This window comes from Streptomyces sp. NPDC101165, from assembly GCF_044768135.1.
In the GTDB taxonomy this organism is placed as follows: Bacteria; Actinomycetota; Actinomycetes; order Streptomycetales; family Streptomycetaceae; genus Streptomyces.
Map to the genome: position 1 here is coordinate 63,425 of NZ_JBIWPG010000020.1, position 18,459 is coordinate 81,883.

Annotated in this window: 17 protein-coding genes; 9 read left to right on the top strand and 8 right to left on the bottom strand. The window is 72.6% G+C overall.

The window, feature by feature from the left end; translation table 11 throughout:
- Positions 1–55: 55 nt before the first annotated feature.
- The 6 genes from ACIRVH_RS34955 to ACIRVH_RS34980 all read right to left on the bottom strand — a co-directional run bounded on the left by ACIRVH_RS34955 (position 56) and on the right by ACIRVH_RS34980 (position 9,706).
- On the bottom strand, positions 56–2,053 hold the full coding sequence (locus tag ACIRVH_RS34955) for an Ig-like domain repeat protein (RefSeq protein ID WP_403961952.1): 1,998 nt from the start codon (positions 2,051–2,053) through the stop codon (positions 56–58).
- Positions 2,054–2,192: 139 nt separating this feature from the next.
- On the bottom strand, positions 2,193–4,826 hold the full coding sequence (locus ACIRVH_RS34960) for a hypothetical protein (protein WP_403961955.1): 2,634 nt from the start codon (positions 4,824–4,826) through the stop codon (positions 2,193–2,195).
- Positions 4,823–6,490 (bottom strand): phosphate ABC transporter substrate-binding protein PstS, encoded by a 1,668-nt coding sequence (locus tag ACIRVH_RS34965; RefSeq protein WP_403961957.1) that lies wholly within the window; start codon positions 6,488–6,490, stop codon positions 4,823–4,825. Before ACIRVH_RS34965 ends, ACIRVH_RS34960 begins: the two co-directional genes overlap by 4 nt.
- Complete coding sequence (gene pstA, locus ACIRVH_RS34970) at positions 6,490–7,875, bottom strand: phosphate ABC transporter permease PstA (RefSeq protein WP_403961959.1); 1,386 nt, start codon at positions 7,873–7,875, stop codon at positions 6,490–6,492. Before pstA ends, ACIRVH_RS34965 begins: the two co-directional genes overlap by 1 nt.
- 1 nt (position 7,876) lies before the next feature.
- A complete protein-coding gene (gene pstC / locus ACIRVH_RS34975) occupies positions 7,877–8,944 on the bottom strand; it encodes a phosphate ABC transporter permease subunit PstC (RefSeq protein ID WP_403961962.1) in 1,068 nt (355 codons plus the stop codon).
- Positions 8,945–9,094: 150 nt separating this feature from the next.
- Positions 9,095–9,706: a CGNR zinc finger domain-containing protein gene (locus ACIRVH_RS34980; protein ID WP_403961965.1), complete on the bottom strand. Its 612-nt coding sequence runs from the start codon at positions 9,704–9,706 to the stop codon at positions 9,095–9,097.
- 107 nt (positions 9,707–9,813) lie between these two features.
- On the opposite strand from ACIRVH_RS34980, the gene ACIRVH_RS34985 reads away from it, so the two are divergent.
- From ACIRVH_RS34985 to ACIRVH_RS35005, 5 genes are all read left to right on the top strand, one after another.
- On the top strand, positions 9,814–10,596 hold the full coding sequence (locus ACIRVH_RS34985; protein WP_403961968.1) for an MBL fold metallo-hydrolase: 783 nt from the start codon (positions 9,814–9,816) through the stop codon (positions 10,594–10,596).
- A 156-nt stretch (positions 10,597–10,752) separates the two neighbouring features.
- Entirely contained in the window at positions 10,753–11,700 is a 948-nt protein-coding gene (locus tag ACIRVH_RS34990) for an ATP-binding cassette domain-containing protein (protein ID WP_403961970.1), read from the top strand.
- On the top strand, positions 11,697–12,536 hold the full coding sequence (locus tag ACIRVH_RS34995; protein WP_403961973.1) for an ABC transporter permease: 840 nt from the start codon (positions 11,697–11,699) through the stop codon (positions 12,534–12,536). Before ACIRVH_RS34990 ends, ACIRVH_RS34995 begins: the two co-directional genes overlap by 4 nt.
- Before the next feature lie 173 nt (positions 12,537–12,709).
- Entirely contained in the window at positions 12,710–13,963 is a 1,254-nt protein-coding gene (locus ACIRVH_RS35000) for a sensor histidine kinase (RefSeq protein WP_403962235.1), read from the top strand.
- On the top strand, positions 13,960–14,634 hold the full coding sequence (locus ACIRVH_RS35005) for a response regulator (RefSeq protein WP_403961976.1): 675 nt from the start codon (positions 13,960–13,962) through the stop codon (positions 14,632–14,634). The genes ACIRVH_RS35000 and ACIRVH_RS35005 overlap by 4 nt, the downstream gene beginning before the upstream one ends.
- On the opposite strand, the gene ACIRVH_RS35010 is transcribed toward ACIRVH_RS35005, so the two are convergent.
- Positions 14,628–15,134 carry a hypothetical protein gene (locus tag ACIRVH_RS35010; protein ID WP_403961979.1) on the bottom strand — a complete coding sequence of 169 codons (507 nt, stop codon included), beginning with the start codon at positions 15,132–15,134 and terminating at the stop codon, positions 14,628–14,630. The two genes, ACIRVH_RS35005 and ACIRVH_RS35010, sit on opposite strands and share 7 nt — an antisense overlap.
- A gap of 246 nt (positions 15,135–15,380) precedes the next feature.
- On the opposite strand from ACIRVH_RS35010, the gene ACIRVH_RS35015 reads away from it, so the two are divergent.
- Entirely contained in the window at positions 15,381–15,716 is a 336-nt protein-coding gene (locus tag ACIRVH_RS35015; protein ID WP_403961982.1) for a hypothetical protein, read from the top strand.
- A gap of 97 nt (positions 15,717–15,813) precedes the next feature.
- Positions 15,814–16,290, top strand: coding sequence for a 4-oxalocrotonate tautomerase family protein (locus ACIRVH_RS35020; RefSeq protein WP_403961984.1), 477 nt, complete (start codon positions 15,814–15,816; stop codon positions 16,288–16,290).
- Between the two features lie 18 nt (positions 16,291–16,308).
- Here the strand turns inward: ACIRVH_RS35020 and ACIRVH_RS35025 are convergent, their stop codons facing one another.
- Positions 16,309–16,902 (bottom strand): TetR/AcrR family transcriptional regulator, encoded by a 594-nt coding sequence (locus tag ACIRVH_RS35025; protein ID WP_403961987.1) that lies wholly within the window; start codon positions 16,900–16,902, stop codon positions 16,309–16,311.
- A gap of 82 nt (positions 16,903–16,984) precedes the next feature.
- Here ACIRVH_RS35025 and ACIRVH_RS35030 point away from each other — a divergent pair, with 82 nt between their 5' ends.
- Both ACIRVH_RS35030 and ACIRVH_RS35035 read left to right on the top strand, forming a co-directional pair.
- Complete coding sequence (locus ACIRVH_RS35030) at positions 16,985–17,416, top strand: 4-oxalocrotonate tautomerase family protein (RefSeq protein ID WP_403961990.1); 432 nt, start codon at positions 16,985–16,987, stop codon at positions 17,414–17,416.
- Positions 17,409–18,446, top strand: coding sequence for a zinc-binding dehydrogenase (locus ACIRVH_RS35035; RefSeq protein WP_403961992.1), 1,038 nt, complete (start codon positions 17,409–17,411; stop codon positions 18,444–18,446). Before ACIRVH_RS35030 ends, ACIRVH_RS35035 begins: the two co-directional genes overlap by 8 nt.
- Positions 18,447–18,459 lie beyond the last annotated feature (13 nt).

An 18,459-nucleotide genomic window follows, 5' to 3' on the forward strand; every position in this document is an offset into this window, starting at 1 on the left:
CTGGGGATGGGGGCTGCCGGGGAGACGGGGCTGGTCTCCCCGGCAGCCGGGTGGGTCAGGTGGACTTGACGGTGAAGTTGGCGCCGGCCTTGGACGCGACCGTGGCCGAGCCCGCGTAGAAGGCGTGCAGCGTGTGCTTGCCGCGGCTCAGCTTCGGCAGGGTGATGGTCACCTTGCCGCCGCTCAGCTTGCCGGTGGCGAGCACCTTGGTGCCCTCGTAGATGCGCACGGTGCCGCCCGGGGTGGTGCCGGTCGCGGTGACCTTCACGGTCACCTTGGCCTGGGCGGTGTGGCTGATGGAGGCGGGCGCGGTGGAGCTGACCGACGGCGTCGCCTTGGTGATCTTCAGGCTGGTCGTGGTCGAGGACGCGTTGAGCTTGCTGTTGCCCGCGTAGGAGACGGACAGCGTGTGCGTGGTGACCTTGAGGTGGTTCGACAGACCGACGGTGACCTTGCCGGACGCGTCCAGGGTGCCGGTGCCGAGGACCGTGGAGCCCTCCTTCACCGTGACCTTGCCGGTGGGGGCCACGCCGTGCGAGCCGGCCACGGTGACGACGACCTTCGGGGTCTTGCCGTACGCGGTGGTCGCGGCGGTCGCCGTGGTGGTGCTCTTGAACTTCACCGAGCCGGACCAGGTGGCCGTGGCGCCGGTGCCGTTGAGGTTGGCGCCGGCGACCGTGGCGGTGTAGCTGCCGGTGGCCAGGCCCGTGAAGGTGTACGAGGTGGAGCTCGCCGGCACGTCCTTGACGGCCACGACGGCGCCGTCCGCGTCGGTCAGCGTGACCCGGTAGTCGGTGAGCGGCAGACCGGTGGGCGCCGGCGCGGTCCAGGACAGCTTCAGGGACGCGTCACCCGGCGTGCCCTTCACCCCGGTCGGCGCGGAGGGCGTCGAGGTGTCGATGCCCGACTCCTCCAGGCCGCCCAGCTTGGCGTGCTTGGCCACGCTGACCGAGCCGTTGTACGACTCGTTCACGAAGCCGAAGGCGGAGATGACGCCCTCGGCGGCGTCCGAGGCCATCGCGGCCTCGTGGCTGCCGGCCGTCACGAAGACGTCGTAGAGGTCCTTGTCGAAGAAGATACTGGTCGGGTCGATCGCCCGGGACGGCACGACGTCGTAGACGTCACGGCCGAAGGTGGAGTTCTCGTAGTACGCGTTGACCGGGGCGAGCTTGCCGTTGACCGTCGTCACCGGGCTGGTGGCACCGGTGTCACCGGGCAGCTGCACCGCGGCCAGGTGACCGCCCGCGGCCGCCGAGGTCTTGGTGAAGTCGGGGGAGACGCCGTTGTTCTGGGCGATCCAGGAACCGACCGAGAAGGGCACCAGCGCGCCGTCCTCGGTGAGGGCCGCGTCGCCCTGGTTCTCCTGGACCGTCGGGATGTTCGGGGAGAGCGTGGCGTCGGTCAGGCCGATCGCGGACAGGAAGAACTTGCGGGTGCCCGAGCCGCTCTGCGGGATCTTCGGGTGCACGGTCTGGCCGTTCACCTGGGTGAGCGCACCGGAGTAGATGTCGTGCAGCTGGTCCTGCGTCAGGCTGTTCAGCGCCGAGCCCTTCACCGCGACGCCGACCGCGTCCCGGGCGAACGGGATGTAGGTGAGCGCGGTGCCGGAGGTGGACGGGCCGCTGGAGGAGCGGGCGAAGTCGACCTGGCCCTTGATGGCGACGCCGGAGGAGTCCGGGTACTTGTCACCGGTCAGCGACTGGCTCAGGGCCAGGCGGCCCTTGCCGGAGCCGTTGGGGCGCAGGAAGGACGGGCCGCCCGAGCGGGTGGTGATGTTCGAGGTGGTGGAGCCGGTGCCGGGCTCGATCGCGTCGTAGGAGGCGATGCCCGCGCCGCCTGCCGACTTCACGGCCGTACCGGCGTAGCTCGTGCCGTTGACGGTGTCACCGGCCAGGGCGTTGAGCACGTCCTGGGTGGTGTCGGAGCCCACGCCGACCAGCTGGCGGAAGGTTCCGGCGGGGGTGGGGTCGGCGTACGCGGGGCTGGCCAGAGCCAGGCCGCCGGCCACCACGGCGGCGGCGACGAGCGCCGCCGTAGAGCGCGTTCTGCGCATCGAGAGTCTCCTGACGATAGTGCGTCGGTGCGGGAGAAGGGGATCTGGCAGGGTGGTACGGGCCGTCCGCCCCGACTGCCTTTCGGGGCGGGCGGCCGTCTGTGGGGGCGCCCGGTGGGGGCGCCCCGGTCTCAGAGCCTCAGGGCAGCCGCCTGCGCAGCCGCTCGGGCAGGGAGAAGGCCGGCACGACGGTCACCGTGCGGCCGCCGGGCAGCGGCACCCGCAGGGGCAGCCGCAGCCGGCTGCCGCCCGCGAAGGGCGCGCCGAGTCCGGCGAAGGCGCCGAGCGCGGCCCCGACCGGTACGGCATAGCGGAGCGGATTCGCGGGGTCGGCCGGGGTGTTTCCGGCTGCGGTGGTCTCCACGGCCTTTCCGCCGTCGTACGAGGCCTGGGCGCTGGGCGTGGCGCTCGCGCCGCCGTCCGCTCCCGTACCGCCGTCACCGGAGGCACCGCCGGAGGTGGTGCCGCCCGACCCGTCGCCGGTGCCGCCGGAGCTCTGGCCGCCGCTGGTGCCGCCCGAGCCCGAGTCACCGCCGGTGGACGGCGACCCCTTGTAGCGCAGGAGCGCGTCGGCCGCCTTCAGCGCGCGGTCGCGCAGCGTGCGGGAGAGCGGGGCGTACCCGTCGGGCAGCCGGCCCGGGTCGGCGCCGCTGACCTGACCGGCGCCCGCCGCGTAGCGCAGCAGCGCCGCGTAGTCCGCGCGGGCGTCCGGCTTCAGCCAGCCCGGCCGTGCGGCCGCGTAGACCAGCTGGGCCAGCGGGTAGGCGCCCTTCGCCTTCGCGTTCGCCGGGGTGATCTCGGCGACGTCCTTGCCGGAGGCGCTCCTGGCCGCCTCGGTCAGGGCCGTGGCGGTCGGGGCGACGAACTTGCCCGCCGTGTTGCGCAGCTCGGCCGTCTGCAGGCCGTACCGGTCGGCGGAGGCCGCGTCGGTGACCGTGATGACGAACCGCGAGCCGACCGTCTGCGGGCCGGGGCTGCGGTACGCGGGCGGGTTGGACAGCGGGTCCCAGGTCGACTTCCACAGGGTGTCGGCGCGCCGGGTGTGCAGGGCGCCGGCGTGCATGTCGTCGACGTACGGGTGGAAGTCGGTCATGCACTGCCGGGCGTCCTTGGGAGCGTCGGTGCCGGGCGGCACCGTGCACCAGGGGTCGCTCTTCGGATACTCGTCGACGTGCCCGGGATCGAAGGCGAGACCGGAGGGGTTCAGGTCCGCGTTGGTGCTGTAGTACGGGTTGACCCGCATGCCCCAGTCGTCGGAGACGCCGGAGAGGAACTGCCGGGCCTCCTTGTCCGAGAGGATCCACTGCCACACCGCGCGGGCGCTGTCGCTGTGGCCGAGCGAGGTGAGCAGGTCGGTGTCGGTGGCCGGGGTCTCGGCGACCGAGAGGTACGCGAACTCGGGGTTGAGGGCGATGAACTCGGGGTCGCTCGCCAGGCCCGCCGGGTTGTTCTTCGCCCAGCCGTACCCGTGGGCCGCCTTGTCGCCGAGCACCGAACCCCAGGTGGAGTTGCGGTACGACTCGGTGAGCAGCTTGGCGACCAGCCGGGGCGTCAGCCTGACCGACTCGACCTTGGTGCCCGCCTGTCTCCTGATGTTCTCGGGCGCCCCGGCCTTGGGTCTGCGTTCGATCGTGAACCCGATGACCGCTCCGGACAGCGCCACGGGCGCGTACGTCGTCGTACCGCCCGGTGCCGACGTGCCGTCGTCGGCACCCAGGGCGCGGGTGGTGAAGCCGAGGCCGAACGTCTTGTCGGTGCCCAGCCGGGAGCGGGTGTCGGGCTCGCCGAGTTCCGTGTAGCCGTACACCTTGCCGGACGGGCACAGGGCCGCCTGCCAGCTGGTCACCGCGTCGGCGACCAGCTCGCTGCCGGTGGTGGGGCGCTCGTCGCTGCCCAGCGGGCAGTTGCTGCCCACCTGGTTGAAGTGCAGCGGGATCGCGATGCGGTTCTGCCAGTTGGTCGAGGAGACCGGGGAGCCCGCGTTGACCTGGCTGTGGTCCGCGTACGGCTTTCCGTCGAGGTCGAGGTGGCCCTGCGGGACGATGACCAGCCAGCAGGAGCGGGGCTTGGTGACGCCGTTCTGGGTGACCGGGGAGCCGCAGCCCAGGTGCGGGGCCTCGTTGGCGGTCTGCACCTCGAAGTACTCCACGCCGGTGCCGGCGGCGCCGGTGCGGGCGAAGTCGACCTCGTTGGTGGTGTTGTGGTTGAAGAACCGGTTGTTCTGGGTGTTGGTGAGGACCGTCTCGCCGGTGACCGCCTTGAACGGCACCTCGCCCGGGACGCCCGGCGGCTGGGCGGCGCCGTAGCGGTTGTCCTGGCCGTAGTTGGTGGGGTCGGCGCTGTAGAAGATCTGGCGGGTGTCGTCCAGCTGGTTGCCGGGCCAGTTGCCGCGGTCGGTGGTCGGGGAGGCGCCGTACTGGCACTGGGTGCGGGGCGGGCCGGGGTTGCCCGGGACGCTGCCGTCGTCGTCGCCCCAGCACTGCATGATCTGCACGAAGTCGGTGTTGAACCAGGTGCCCGCGAAGGTGGTCGGGGTGCCGCCGCTCCAGGAGACCTTGATCGCCTGGCTGGTGAGGTGGCTCGTCCGGTCGACGGTGAACTTCATGTCCTTGAACTCGCCCCGCCCGGAGACGGTGACCGCCGAGCCGGCCGGGGCGGCGGTCGCGGTGGGCGCCGCCTGGGCGACCGCGAGGCCCGCGAGGGCGCCCACGGTGGCACCGGCGAGGAGGCGGATCAGGGCGCCGCGGACGCGGCCGGGCCGTCTGCGGATCATCGTCGGTCACCGTCCTTGGCGCTGTCCTGCGACCGGGCGCCGACCAGGCGGGAGACGACCGAGGGCAGCAGGACCAGGCCGAGCACCAGGAACGCGGCCAGCAGCATCAGCGTCTGGGTGGCGGTCCAGCCGTGGCCTGCGGCGACGGCGACCGGCTGGGCGAGGGCGACGGTGTTGTCGGCGCCCGTACCGGTGCCGCCCGAGCCGCCGCCCGCGCTCGCACCCGGCGCGATGGTCTGCCCGGTGTCCGGGTCGACGGACGGGCCGCCGCTGCCGCCGGTGCCTGAAGTACCGTTTCCGCCGGCCGCGGAGGACCCGCCGTTCGCCGTGCCGCCCGCCGCGGATCCGCCGCCGGAACCGCCGTTGCCGTCACCGGACTTGGCGCCGCCGCTGCCCGTGGTGCAGGGCGGGGCGCCCTTCTTGTCGCAGGGCTTCGGGTAGGGCGCGGTGTCGGCGAGCCGGTTGTGGCCGTCGGGAGTGAACGTCGGGTTGTTGCAGCGCTTGATGTTGATGTTCTGCGCCTGCACGCCCGGGATCCGGCGGATCTGGTCGAAGCCGGCCTTGACCAGGTTGATCGGCAGCGGCGAGTAGCCGAGCTTGGGCGCCTGCTGCTGGCCCTGGCACATGAAGTAGTACGAGAACGCGCCCAGCGTCCGGCCCTTGACCGTACTGAAGGTGCCCCGCACCTTGAGCGGCAGGATCATGTACGAGTAGCTGGACAGCGGGTAGTTGCGCTTGTCGGAGTCGTTGTAGACGCCGTCGAGCTGCTGGGTGAGGTAGTCCGGGGAGCTCTTGTTCGTGTTGATCCGGGCCTTGAGCAGCGAGACCGCGACGTTCTGCGGGGTCGGCTCGGTGTAGTAGCCCGAGTGGTTCAGGATCTTGGCGACCGGGTAGTGCGCGTTGAGCGCGTAGGAGTAGTTGACGTACCCGATCGCGCCCTCGCCGTAGTTCTGGGCGATGTAGCCGGCCACGCCGAGGTCGCCGGACTGGGCGATCATCCCGGGGCTGGTGGGGTAGTTCGAGGTCTGCCCGCAGGAGCCGGAGCGGCCCACCTTGCGGCAGTAGGCCTGCCACAGCGCCTTGTGCTGGTTGGTCATCCACAGCGTGAACTGGGCGGTGGAGCCGGAGCCGTCGGAGCGGACGACCGGGACGATCGTGCGGTGGGGCAGCTGCAGGCCGGGGTTGTCGGCCCGGATCACCGGGTCGTCCCAGGTCTTGATGACCCCGGTGAAGATCTTCGTGACGACGTCGCCGGACAGGCGCAGGTTGGTGACCCGCTTGCCGTTGACGGTCAGGTGGTACATGAAGACGGTGCCGCCGGCGACGATGGGCATGTAGGCGTACGAGCCCGCCGCCGGGCGTTCGGCCGCGGAGCCGTCCGTCGGGTGGGTCTGGAACGGGATGTCGGAGACCGCGAAGTCGACGGTGCCGCTGAGGAACTGGCGGCGGCCGTCGGAGGAACCGGTGCCGGCGTAGCTGATGCGCATGCCGTACTGGTTCACCGCGCGGCGCCACTCGTCCACGGCGTTCTCCGCCCAGGTGGAGCCTGCGCCGGAGACGGGGGTGTAGGTGTCTGCCGACGCGGGGGTGGCTGTCGCGAGGATGCCGAGCAGTGCGGCCAGGATGCCCAGCCGTCGTAGGGCGGTGGTGAGTTGCCTGAGCATCAGAGGCTGCCTTCGTTGTCGGGTGCGGGTTCGTGGGCGGGCCCCCGGCCTCCGGCCGGGTCCGGGCTCCCTCCCGCACCACCCGTGCGGCTTTCGTGGTCGGGTGCGGGTGGCTCCTGTGGGGCCGAGTCGCCGTCGGCGGCTGCGGGGAGTCCGTCCTGCGGCGTCTCGTCGAACAGCGTCAGGCCCGGGGCGTGCAGGTCCGCGAAGCGATCCGCATCGCGCCGCGACGCCCGTGCCGCCCGTCGTGCCTGGCGCTTGCTCTGGTGGCCGGGGCCGCGGCCGCCGATGAAGCGGGCGATCGCGAACAGCACCAGGACCAGGGCCATCAGCACCGCCGCCGCGCCGAAACCGCGGGCGATCATCGTCGGCTGGGGCGACTTGACGAAGTTGAAGACGGCGAGGGGCAGGGAGACCATCGGGCCGTTCGTCGGGTCGGCGTTCAGCGCCGCCGTGAACCCGGCGGTGAGCAGCACCGGCGAGGTCTCGCCGATGCCGCGCGCGGTGCCGAGGATGACGGCCGTGGCGAGACCCGAGCGGGCGGTGGGCAGGACCACGTGCCACACCGTGCGCCAGCGCGGGGCGCCCAGGGCCTCCGCCGCCTCGGTCAGGGTGCCCGGCACCAGCCGCAGCACCACGTCCGCCGCCCGGATCACGATCGGCAGCATCATCACGCTGATCGCGAAGCCCGCCGCGAGTCCCGACTTCTGCATGCCGAGCCCGAGGATCCAGGTGGCGTACACCATCAGGCCGGCCACGATCGAGGGCAGCGCGGTCATCGCCTCGACGATGGTGCGGACGAAGCGGGAGAAGCGCCCGGGGATCTGGTTCAGGTACACGGCGCAGGCCAGGCCCAGCGGGACCGTGATCACCAGGGCGATGGTGATCATGGTGAGGGTGCCGAGCATGGCGTGTGCGATGCCGCCGTTGGTGAGCGGGTCGAGGGGGCCCGCGGCCTGCATGTCCTGGGTGAAGAAGTTGGCGTGCGGCAGGGCCTCGCGGCCGCGCCAGGCGGTGAAGCCGACGACCAGGGCGAGCGCGACGAACAGCAGGGTGGCCGCGCTCCACAGCACGACGGTCATCACCCGGTCCCGTACCGCCTGCCCGTTCTCCTCCAGGCCGGTGAGCACGGCGTAGATGAGGAGGAAGGCGAGGTAGGCCGTGACGGTGAAGCCCAGCCCGCCGGAGAAGGGGGCGAGCCGGCCGAACAGCAGCACGGCCGTGCAGAGTCCGGAGGCGGCGGCGCCGGTCAGGGACAGCACCCCCGAGCGGGTGGGGCCGCCGATCCGGCGGGGGACGTCCGGGAGTTCGTCGGCCGGCTGTGCGGCGGCCGCGCTCTCCCCGACGCCGTTGTCGCGAACGGCGTTCTCTTCCACGACTGTCATGTCAGGCCTCGCTCTGTGCGCCGGACCGGGAGCGGGCCACGACTGTCGACGCCGTGAAGTTGACCGCCAGGGTGAGCAGGAACAGCGCCAGGCCCGCGGCCATCAGTGCCGACATGCCGAAGGTGGAGGCGTCGCCGTAGTGCAGGGCGATCAGGGAGGAGACGGAGTTCGCGCCGGTCTGCAGGATGTGCGGCTGGATGGTGAAGACGGGCGAGATGATCAGGTAGACGGCGATGGTCTCGCCGAGCGCCCGGCCGAGCCCCAGCATGGTGCCGCCGATGATCCCGCCCTTGCCGTACGGCAGCACGACGGAGCGGATCATCCCCCAGCGGGTCGCGCCGAGCGCGTAGGCGCCCTCCCGCTCCCCGGCCGGGGCCTGGGCGAACACCTCGCGCATCACCGAGCACTGGATCGGCGCCACCATCAGGGCCACGACGAGCCCCGCGATGAAGGTCGAGGCGGTGTAGACGCTCTCGGTGGCCAGCGGTTCGCCCGGCTGGGTGCCGTCCACCGTGAAGAGCGGGAACCACCCGAACCAGTCGGACAGCCAGCGCGACAGCCCGATCACGTGCCCCTGCAGGAAGAACAGTCCCCACAGCCCGTACACCACCGACGGTACGGCCGCCATCAGGTCGACCATGGTCACGAGCGTGCGCCGCAGCGGGCGCGGTGCCACGTCGGAGATGAACAACGCGGTGCCCACGGCCAGCGGCACGGAGATGGCGACGGCGACGAGGGCGATGAGCAGCGTCCCGGTGAGGACTGCGGCGATGCCGAACCTGTGGACGTCCGGCTGCCATTCGGCGGTGGTGAGGAAGGCGAACCCCCTGACCCTCAGCGCCTGTCCGGCCCTCAGCAGCAGAAACAGGCCAACGCCTGCCATGACTGCCAGGACGGCGACGCCGGTGGCGGTCAGCTGGTACCGGAAGATCCTGTCCCCGAGACTCCGCGCGGCGAACGCCCTTCGGGGCAACGGCCGTTCAGGTTTCCCGGGCTCTACGGATCTGTTGGGCCCGGATCTGCCGGGCCCCTCTACGGCGGACACCACGTGTGGCCCCCCATGCGACATGAAGCGACATGTACGGGAACGGCGTCCCCGCGCGGGGAGAGTCAATGGCTGGATGCTGTCGCTTCCGGGCGCCGCAGACGGCCCGTAGATGAATGGTTCATGTCATCTCGGTGTGGGGGCTGTGTGTGTAGCGGCCATGCGTCGGCCGGTTCAGTCCGGCTGCGCGGGCGTGGTGCGGCGGGCGTAGGCGCGGGCCGCGCGGGCGCGGTCGCCGCAGCGGGTGGAGCACCAGTGACGGCGGCCGTGCCGGAGGAGGTAGCGGTTGCACGGGCTGGAGCCGCAGGCGGTGAGGCGGTCGGCGTCGGGGCCGGTGAGCAGTTCGGCGGCGTCGGAGGCGAGGGCCGCCAGGGCGTGCTCGACGATCTGGGTCGTGGGGTGGGAGGCCGCCCGGTACAGGCCGCGCTCGGGGTGCCAGTACAGCAGGGCGGCCGCGGGGGCGCGGGTGAGCGCGTCGTTGAGCGCGTGCAGTGCGCCGGCGGGGGCGGCGTGCCCGTCGACCCGGGAGGCGAGCAGGGAGCGGATCTGTTCGCGCAGGGAGCGCAGCTGGGCCGCGCAGGTCTCCCGGAGTTCCGCGTCGGCCGGGGCCAGGCCGTGCTCCACGAGCCAGCGGTTGGCCGCGGCGGGCGTCCCGAGCAGGTCGGCGAACTGGCCGCCGGGCAGGGCGACGGCGCTGTTGGCGAGGTCGAGGGCGGCGTACTGCTCCGCGCCCGGCGCGGGCGGCACGGTCGGCTCGTCGGTCACGGTCCCCTTCATGAGTCTCATGGTACGGCTTGCGCCCATCCGTGAGAGGCGGCTAGCGTTTCCTCACGGATAGAAATTCTCTATCCGTGAGACAGATGTCCCTGAGACGACCCTCCGCGAGGTGCCCCATGGCTGCAGCCGGCCCGAACCCCGACCCCACGAGCGAGCGGGTCCCCGTCCGCGTCCTCGGCGGCCCGACCGTCCTCATCGAGTACGGCGGCCTCCGTCTCCTCACCGACCCCACCTTCGACGCCCCCGGCGACTACCCCGCGCCCAGCGGCCGGGTCCTGACCAAGACCGCCCCGCCCCGCCTCACCCCGGCCGAACTCGGCCCCGTGGACGTCGTCCTGCTCTCCCACGACCAGCACGCGGACAACCTCGACCACTCCGGCCGCGCCCTGCTCGCCGACGTGCCCCGCACCCTCACCACGCCGAGCGCCGCCGACCGCCTCGGCGGCACCGCCCGCGCGCTCGCCCCCTGGGAGTCCGTCGAACTGCCCCGCCCCGACGGCGGCACCGTCACCGTCACCGCGGCGCCCGGTCTGCACGGCCCCAAGGGCTCCGAGCCGATCGTGGGCGAGGTCACCGGCTTCGTCCTGACCTCCGCCGACCTGCCCACCGTCTACGTCAGCGGCGACAACGCCTCGCTCGAACTGGTCCAGGAGATCGCCGACCGGTACGCCCCCGTCGACACCGCCGTCCTCTTCGCCGGCGCGCCCCGCCTGCCCGTCCTCGACGACGCCCTCCTCGTCCTCGACGGCGCCGGAACCGCGACCGCCGCCCGCCTCCTCGACGCCCGCCGCGTGGTCCCGGCCCACTGCGACAGCTGGGCCCACTTCACCGAGACCAGGGAGGACGTGGTGGCCGCGTTCGTCGAGGCGGGGCTGGTGGAGCGGCTGCAGCTGGACTGAGCGGCCGGCGGCGTCGCAGGACCGTAGTACCGCGGTACCACCCGGCCGGGCCCCGTTCAGCCCCCGGTACCACGGAATCGGGGCGATCCGGACTTTAGCGTTGCGGGTGAGGCGTCAGACGCGACGGACGCCCGAGTCCGAGAGAGAGCGACGCGCATGATCGACGCACGGCAACTGACCAAGAGGTACGGGGAGAAGACGGCCGTCGACGGGCTGGACTTCGTCGTGAAGCCGGGCACCGTGACCGGCTTCCTGGGGCCCAACGGCGCGGGGAAGTCCACCACCATGCGGATGATCGTCGGGCTCGACGCCCCGACGAGCGGCGCCGTCACCGTGAACGGCCACCACTACGCCCACCACCGGGCACCGCTGCAGGAGGTCGGGGCGCTCCTGGAGGCGAAGTCCGTCCACCCGGGCCGCACCGCCCACCAGCACCTCAGGGCGCTCGCCCTGACCCACGGCATCCCGCGCCGCCGGGTCGACGAGGTCATCGAGCTGGCCGGCCTCGCCGGCGTGGCCCGCAAGCGGGCCGGTGCTTTCTCCCTCGGCATGGGCCAGCGGCTCGGCATCGCGGCGGCGCTGCTCGGCGATCCGCAGACCGTGATGCTGGACGAGCCGGTCAACGGCCTCGACCCGGAGGGCGTGCGCTGGATCCGCACCCTGCTGACCTCGCTCGCGGCCGAGGGCCGGACCGTGTTCGTCTCCTCCCACCTGATGAGCGAGGTGGCGCTGGTGGCGGACCATCTGATCGTCGTGGGCCGGGGCCGGCTGCTGGCCGACACCACCGTGAGCGACCTGGTCCGCGAGGCGGGCGGCGACACGGTGCGGGTCGCGACCGAGGACCCGGCGCGGCTGCGGGACGTGCTGGCCGGGCCCGGCGTCGACATCACCGGCCGCGCCGGCTCCGAGGAACTGCAGGTCACCGGTCTGACCGCCCGTGAGATCGGGCTGAAGGCCGCCGCACACGGCATCCCGCTGTTCGAACTGACCGCGCGGACCGTCTCCCTGGAGGAGGCGTTCATGGACCTGACCCGGGACGCCGTGGAGTACCACGGCTCCACGACCGGCACCGAGACCCCCGAGACCGCCGGGAGGACGGCATGAGCACCCTCACCGCCACCGCCGAGGAACCCCGCACCGCGCCCACCCGCCCCGCCTACCGCGTGACCGGACGGCGCGTGCTGTCCTCCGAGTGGGCCAAACTCTGGTCGCTGCGCTCGACCTGGATCACCCTGGGCCTCGGCCTGCTCTTCCTCGTCGTCTTCGGACTCATCGCCGCGGCCCGCTACCGGTCGATGGTCGGCACCCCCCGCATGGCCCCGGACTTCGCCCGCGCGACGGCCGTGAGCCTGTCCCTCTTCGGCACCAACTTCGCCCAACTGGCCCTCGGTGTCCTCGGCGTGCTGGTCATGGCGGGGGAGTACTCCACCGGCCTGATCCGCTCGACCCTGGCGGCCGTGCCCCGCCGGCTGCCCGTCCTGTGGTCCAAGGCGGCCGTGTTCGGGCTGGTCGCGCTGGTGGTCGGCACCGTCGGCGCGTTCGTCGCCTTCCTGCTCGGCAGCGGCATCGTCTCCGGCACACCCGCCGCGATGGACCTGACCCACGCGGGGGTCGTACGCAGCCTGCTGGGCGCCGGCCTCTACCTCGGCCTGGTCGCTGTCATCGGCATCGCCCTGGGCGCGCTGCTGCGGTCGGTGGCCGGTGGCATCTCGGTGCTGGTCGGCACGCTCATGCTCATCCCCGGACTGACCTCCCTCCTGCCCAGCTCCTGGCAGGACGACATCAGCCCCTACCTGCCGAGCCACGCCGGCCAGGCGATGTTCGCCGTGACCCAGGACTCCACCACCCTGTCGCCCCTGCCCGGGCTGCTGGTCCTCCTCGGGTGGACGGCACTCGCGCTGGCGGGGGCGGCGTACCGGCTGGTGCGCAGCGACGCCTGAGCGTGGACGCGATGGACGCGGCGACGTCCGACGGCGTGGGGAACGGAACGGCGGCGCCCGACGGTGTGGGGCATGACGCGGCGACGTCCGACGGCGTGGGCGACGGCACGGCGGCGTCCGGCCGTGTGCACCATGGGCTGGTGACTGCCGTGACCGCCTACGACATCAGTGGGATGGGGCCGCTGGTCGCCCGGCTCGGCCGGGTGGGCCAGCGGCTCCGGCAGGCCGACCGGGCCCGGCCGTGGGTGCTGGACGCCGCGGTGGTGGTGCTGGTCCTCCTGATGTTCTGCCTGCCCGACCTGCTGCACGCGGGCGCCGGGGACGGCGACGGACCGCGCCACGTGCGGCTCACCTTCACCCGGCCGCCCGTGGCTGCCGTGTTCGTCCTGCAGGCGGGTCTGCTGCTGCCGCTGCTGTGGCGCAGGCGCCGGCCCCTGGCCGCCTTCGGTGCCGTCTGGGCCGTCTTCGTCCTGCAGTGGTCCCTCGATGTGGCGCTGCGCGCGGACGTGGCCCTCTTCATAGCGCTGTACAGCCTGGCCCTGCACGGGCGGCTGCGGCAGCTGCCCTGGGCCTGCGGGGCCATGGCGGCCGGGATGGCACTGGTCGCGGTGCGCGTGTCGCCGGCCGTCTCCGTCTGGGACGCGCTGTTCTTCCTGCTGAGCACGGCGACCGCGGCCCTCACGCTCGGCCTGGTGGTGCGCATCCGCCGGGCCCAGCTCGCCGGACTGCGGGACCGGGCGGCCCGCCTGGAGATCGAGCGCGACCAGCGCAGCAGACTGGCCGCCGCCACCGAACGGGCCCGGGTGGCCCGCGAGATGCACGACATCGTCGGCCACAACCTGTCCGTCATCATCACGCTCGCCGACGCCGGGGCCTACGCCACCGACACCGCTCCCGAACGCGGCAAGGAGGCCCTGCACCTCATCGGCGACACCGGCCGCCAGGCGCTCGGTGAACTCCGGCGCGTCCTCGGCGTCCTGCGCGAGGCGGCGGACGGCCCGCCGGGTGCGCCCGAACTCAGCCCGCAGCCCGGCATCGCGGACATCGCCGCGCTCTGCGAGGGCGTGCGCGCCGCGGGTCTCGACGTCGTCTACCGGTCCGCCGGAGACGTCGACGCCCTGGACGACGGGGTGCAGCTGACGGCCTACCGGATCGCCCAGGAAGCCCTGACGAACACGCTCAAGCACGCGGGCGCCGGCACCCGGGCCCGCCTGTCGATCGCCGTCGAGGACACCCGGCTGACCATCCGGGTCCAGGACACCGGCCCGGCCGCCCGGCCCGGACCGCCGTACGAGGAAGGGCACGGCCTGGTGGGCATGCGGGAACGAGCGGCGCTCTACGGCGGAACGGTCAGCGCGGGCCCGGCGGGCGGCGGCTGGCGGGTGGCGGTCTCCCTGGACCTGGCCTCCGCGGGCGGTGCCGCGTGACCACCGTACTGATCGTCGACGACCAGCCGCTCCAGCGCTACGGCTTCCGCCTCCTGCTGGAGTCCGTCCCCGGGACCGAGGTGGTCGGCGAGGCCGCGCACGGCGCCGAGGCGGTCCGCAGGGCCGCCGAACTGCGCCCCGACGTCGTGCTGATGGACGTACGGATGCCCGGCATGGACGGCATCGAGGCCACCCGCCGCATCGCCGAGTCCGGGGGCCGGTCCCGGGTCCTCGTCCTGACCACCTTCGACCTGGACGAGTACGTCCACGCGGCCCTGCGCGCCGGAGCCAGCGGCTTCCTCCTCAAGGACGCGCGCCCCGAGGAACTCCTGGCCGGCATCCGCGCGGTCGCGGTCGGCGACGCAGTGATCGCGCCCGCGCTCACCCGGCGCCTGCTGGACGAGTTCGCCCAGCTCCTCCCGCGGCCCGCCGGTGACCCGGCCGAGGACGCCCGCCTGAACGCCCTCACCGAGCGGGAACGCGAGATCCTCGTCGCCATCGGCAGGGGCTGGACCAACGGCGAGATCGCCGCCCGCTTCGTCCTGTCCGAGTCCACGGTCAAGACCCACGTGGGCCGCGTCCTCGCCAAGATCGGCGCGCGGGACCGCGTACAGGCGGTGATCTTCGCGTACGACCGCGGGCTCGCCCGGCCGGGCAGCGAAGGTCAGTAGCGCAGTGCCGAGCCGACCACCGCGTGGATCTCGCCGGTCAGCTTGCGGTTGCTGGTGGCCGTGGCCTCGCCGGAGGCGCCCGCGCCCACGTCCTTGAGCGTCGTCACGGTCACGTCCAGCAGGTTGCCGCTCTTGTCCGTGAAGTTGACCTGGACGGCGAAGGACTTGGCGGAGTCGGCGGTGTTCTTGGCGGTCACCTTGACCGTGGCCTTGCCCGCACTGTCGGGGGTGGGGGCGCCGAGCGTCACGTCGTCCTTGGCCATCACCCCGTTCTTCACCGATTCGAGCTTGTTCCTGGCCTGCGCCGAGGCCGAGGCCAGTGACTCGCCCGCCTTGGAGGCGAGGGAGGCGGCGGCGGAGGAGGCCGCCGAGGCCGCCTTGCTGGCGGCGCCGGACGTGTTTCCGGAGTTGTTGTCGGAACATCCGGCCGCCGCGACCGCGACGGCCAGGGCCAGCACCGCGCCCGCCGTGCCCCTCGTCCATGTCTTTCGCACTGCCATACCGCGCCTCCACTGACTCCCGAAAGGTCTGTTCCTCTCACCTCAGTGAAGGGGCCGCCGCCGTGCCCTGCACGTCGGGTGAGGTGTCCGGGTGCCCTCCCCCGTGCCGTCGCTTCCGTCGCTTCCGTCGCGAAATTCACCCGAATGCAGCAGTGGCCGTACGCGCCGGGGGCGCCGATCGGAGTACGGACGGATAGTGGTGCCCGGGGAACGACGTCCCGACGGCTCCCCGGTACAGGAGGCTCCATGCGTGCTTCACGGTCGCTGGCCGCACTCATAGGTGTCGCGTCGCTCGGCATCGCACTGACCGCCTGCCAGGATCAGGCGGCCGGCACGGTCGTGGCGCACACCGGTGCCCGATATGTGGAGACCTTCACGAACCCGTCGATCCGCGGGTGCCACCCTTTCCGTGAGGGTGTGACCAACGTCAAGAACTACACGCTGAGCAGCATGCTCCTGTACACGACACCCAACTGCACCGTGCCGCCGGGCGGGTCGAGCATCTACGTGGACATGCAGTCCTCGGACCAGGTGGTCCCGTCCTACGGCCTGTGGCGCAGCTTCTCCTTCACCCCCCAGTGACGCGCGGGTGGTGCCCGAGCGGCGCACCCATCCCTCTATGACGACCGTTATAGCGCGGTGTAGAGTCGCGTTATAACGATCGTCATAGGAGGTAGTCGTGACCGTGGTCACCGTGAACACCCCCGCGGGGCGGCTGAGTCCGGAGCAGCGCCGCACGCTGGCCGAGACGCTGACGGACGCGGTGCTCGTGCCGGAGGTCGGCCGGTTCGCGCCGGCCGCGCGGGCCGGGTTCCAGGTGCACTTCGTGGAGCGTGAGCCGGACATGATGGCCATCGGCGGCCGGCTGCTGGCGGACGCCGGTCACGGGCTCGACGTCATGGTGATCGACGTGGCGGTCATGGACGGCGAGTGGCGCCGGGAGGTCCGGGCCGAGGTCGTCGAGCGCATCCTGGCCGCGCTGGCGCGGGCGTGCGGTCTGCCCGAGCCGTCGTCGGCCTGGTGGGTCAACTTCCGGGTCATCGAGGAGGGCGGCTGGGGCGCCGGCGGCGGTGTGCTCTCCGTCCTCTCGCTCCTCGACAGCGGCGTGTTCACCGAGGAGAGGGCCCGGGCGATCCGCGCGGCGATCGGCGCCTGAACCCGGAACCCTCAGCCGTCAGGCCGACCGGTCGAGCGCGCCGACGATCAGGGCTTCGAGCTGCTGGGCGACCCGGTCCAGGGGCTCCGTGTCGCGCTTGGCGCGGCACATGGCGATCGCGCCCTCGACCGACGCCACGACGAGGGTCGCGAGCCCGGATGCCCGGTCGGGGGCGGCGCCATGGGCGCGCAGTGCGTCCGTGAGCAGCTGCTCCCAGTGGTCGAACGCCTCGGCGGCGGCGAGGAGAGCGGGCGGTGCGGCGTCCTCGGCCGGCGGCTCCTCCACGGAGACGGCCAGCACCGGGCAGCCCGCGCGGAAGTCGCTCGCGACGACGATCTCCCGCCACAGTGCGAGGAAGGCGTGCAGTCCGGCGACCGGACCCGCGTCCAGCTCCTTCCGCAGGATGCGGGTGACCATCGTGTCCGCGTACCGCACCGCCTCGGTGGCCAGCTGCTGCTTGCCCTCCGGGAAGTAGTGGTAGGTCGAGCCGAGCGGCGCCCTGGCGTGTTTGGCCAGGTCCCGGATGCTGGTGCCGTTCAGGCCGCGCCTGCTGATCATGTCGGCCGCTCCGGCCACGATGCGCTCGCGCGACGGTGTCTCGGCTCTGGCCACGATCGTGCTCCCCTCTGGCTATAACGCTCGTCATAGTCTAGCGTGACCTCCGTTTATAACGACTGTTATAGGAGGCTTCACCATGCCGATGATCAGGCTCACCGTCCCCTCCGGCGCCCTGACCGAAGAGGGCCGCAAGAGCGTCCGGGGCGACCTGGCCGCCGTACTCCTGCGCTGGGAGGGAGCGCCCGACACGGCGTTCTTCCGGGCCCAGGCGTGGAGCTACCTGATCGAGCTGCCGGAGGGTGCGCAGACCACCGCCGAGGACGACGCGCCCCGCTTCCTAGTGGACGTGACCGTCCCGCAGGGCGCCCTGTCCGAGCGCCGCAAGGCCGGCCTGGTCGAGGACGCCACCAGGACCGTGCTCGAAGCCGCCGGACTCCCGGCGGACCAGGCCCTGCGCGTGTGGGTGCTGGTGCACGAGCAGCCCGACGGCACCTGGGGCGCCGGCGGCGCGGTCATCCGCTACGCCGACCTGGTGGCCCTGGCGAAGGGACGGCAGGCCGATGCGTGAACTGACCTACATCGCCCGCCACACCGTCGAATGGCGCGAGGCACCCGACCCCAGGATCGAGTCGGACCGGCAGGCGATCGTCGCCCCGGTGGCCGCCACCTCCTGTGACGTGGACTCGGCGATCCTGGCCGGACACGCCACGCGGCGGCAGCCGCACAGGGAACACGGCATCGAGCCGCCGTTCGCCCTCGGCCACGAGTGCGTGGCCCGGGTCGTGGAGACCGGCGACGCCGTCACGACCGTCTCCCCCGGCGACCTGGTGGTCGTCCCCTGGTCCATCAACTGCGGCACGTGCGCCGACTGCCGTGCCGGGCTGACCGCGCACTGCACGTCCGTGCCCCACATGGCCATGTACGGCGCCCCGATCGGCGGCAGCTGGGGCGGCCTCTTCTCCGACCTGGTCCGTGTGCCGTGGGCGGACGCGATGCTCGTCCCCCTGCCCGCCGGCCTCGACCCGGTCGCCATGGCGTCGGCCAGTGACAACTGGTCCCTGTCCTGGCGCCTGGTCGCCCCCCACCTGAGGAACAAGCCCGGGGCCCGCGTCCTGGTCGTCGCCCGCGGCAGCATCGGCCTCTACGTCTGCGACATCGCCCGCGCCCTCGGCGCCTCGGACGTCCTGTACGTCGATCCCGACCCGGAGCACCGCAAGCTGGCCGAGGGCTACGGCGCCCGCACCGCCGAGACGCTCGAACCCGTCCGGCACGGCTTCGACCTGGCGGTGGAGGCCACGGGCCGCGTCGACCAGCTCGCCCTGGCGGTCGGGTCCCTCGCCCCCGAGGGCATGTGCGAGTCGGCGGGCAACCACTTCCGCCCCGGCGAGCTGCCCCTGCTCGACATGTACCTCACCGGCGTCACCCTGCGCATCGCCCGCGACAACGTCCGCGCCCACATCCCGGACGCCCTCGACCTCGCCCGCTCCGGCCAGGTGAACCCGGCACGCGTCGTCTCGCACGTCCTCGACTGGGAACACCTCCCCGACGCGCTGCCCGAGAAGCACCTCAAGCCGGTCTTCGTCCGCGGCGACGCGTAGCGGCGGTCCGTCG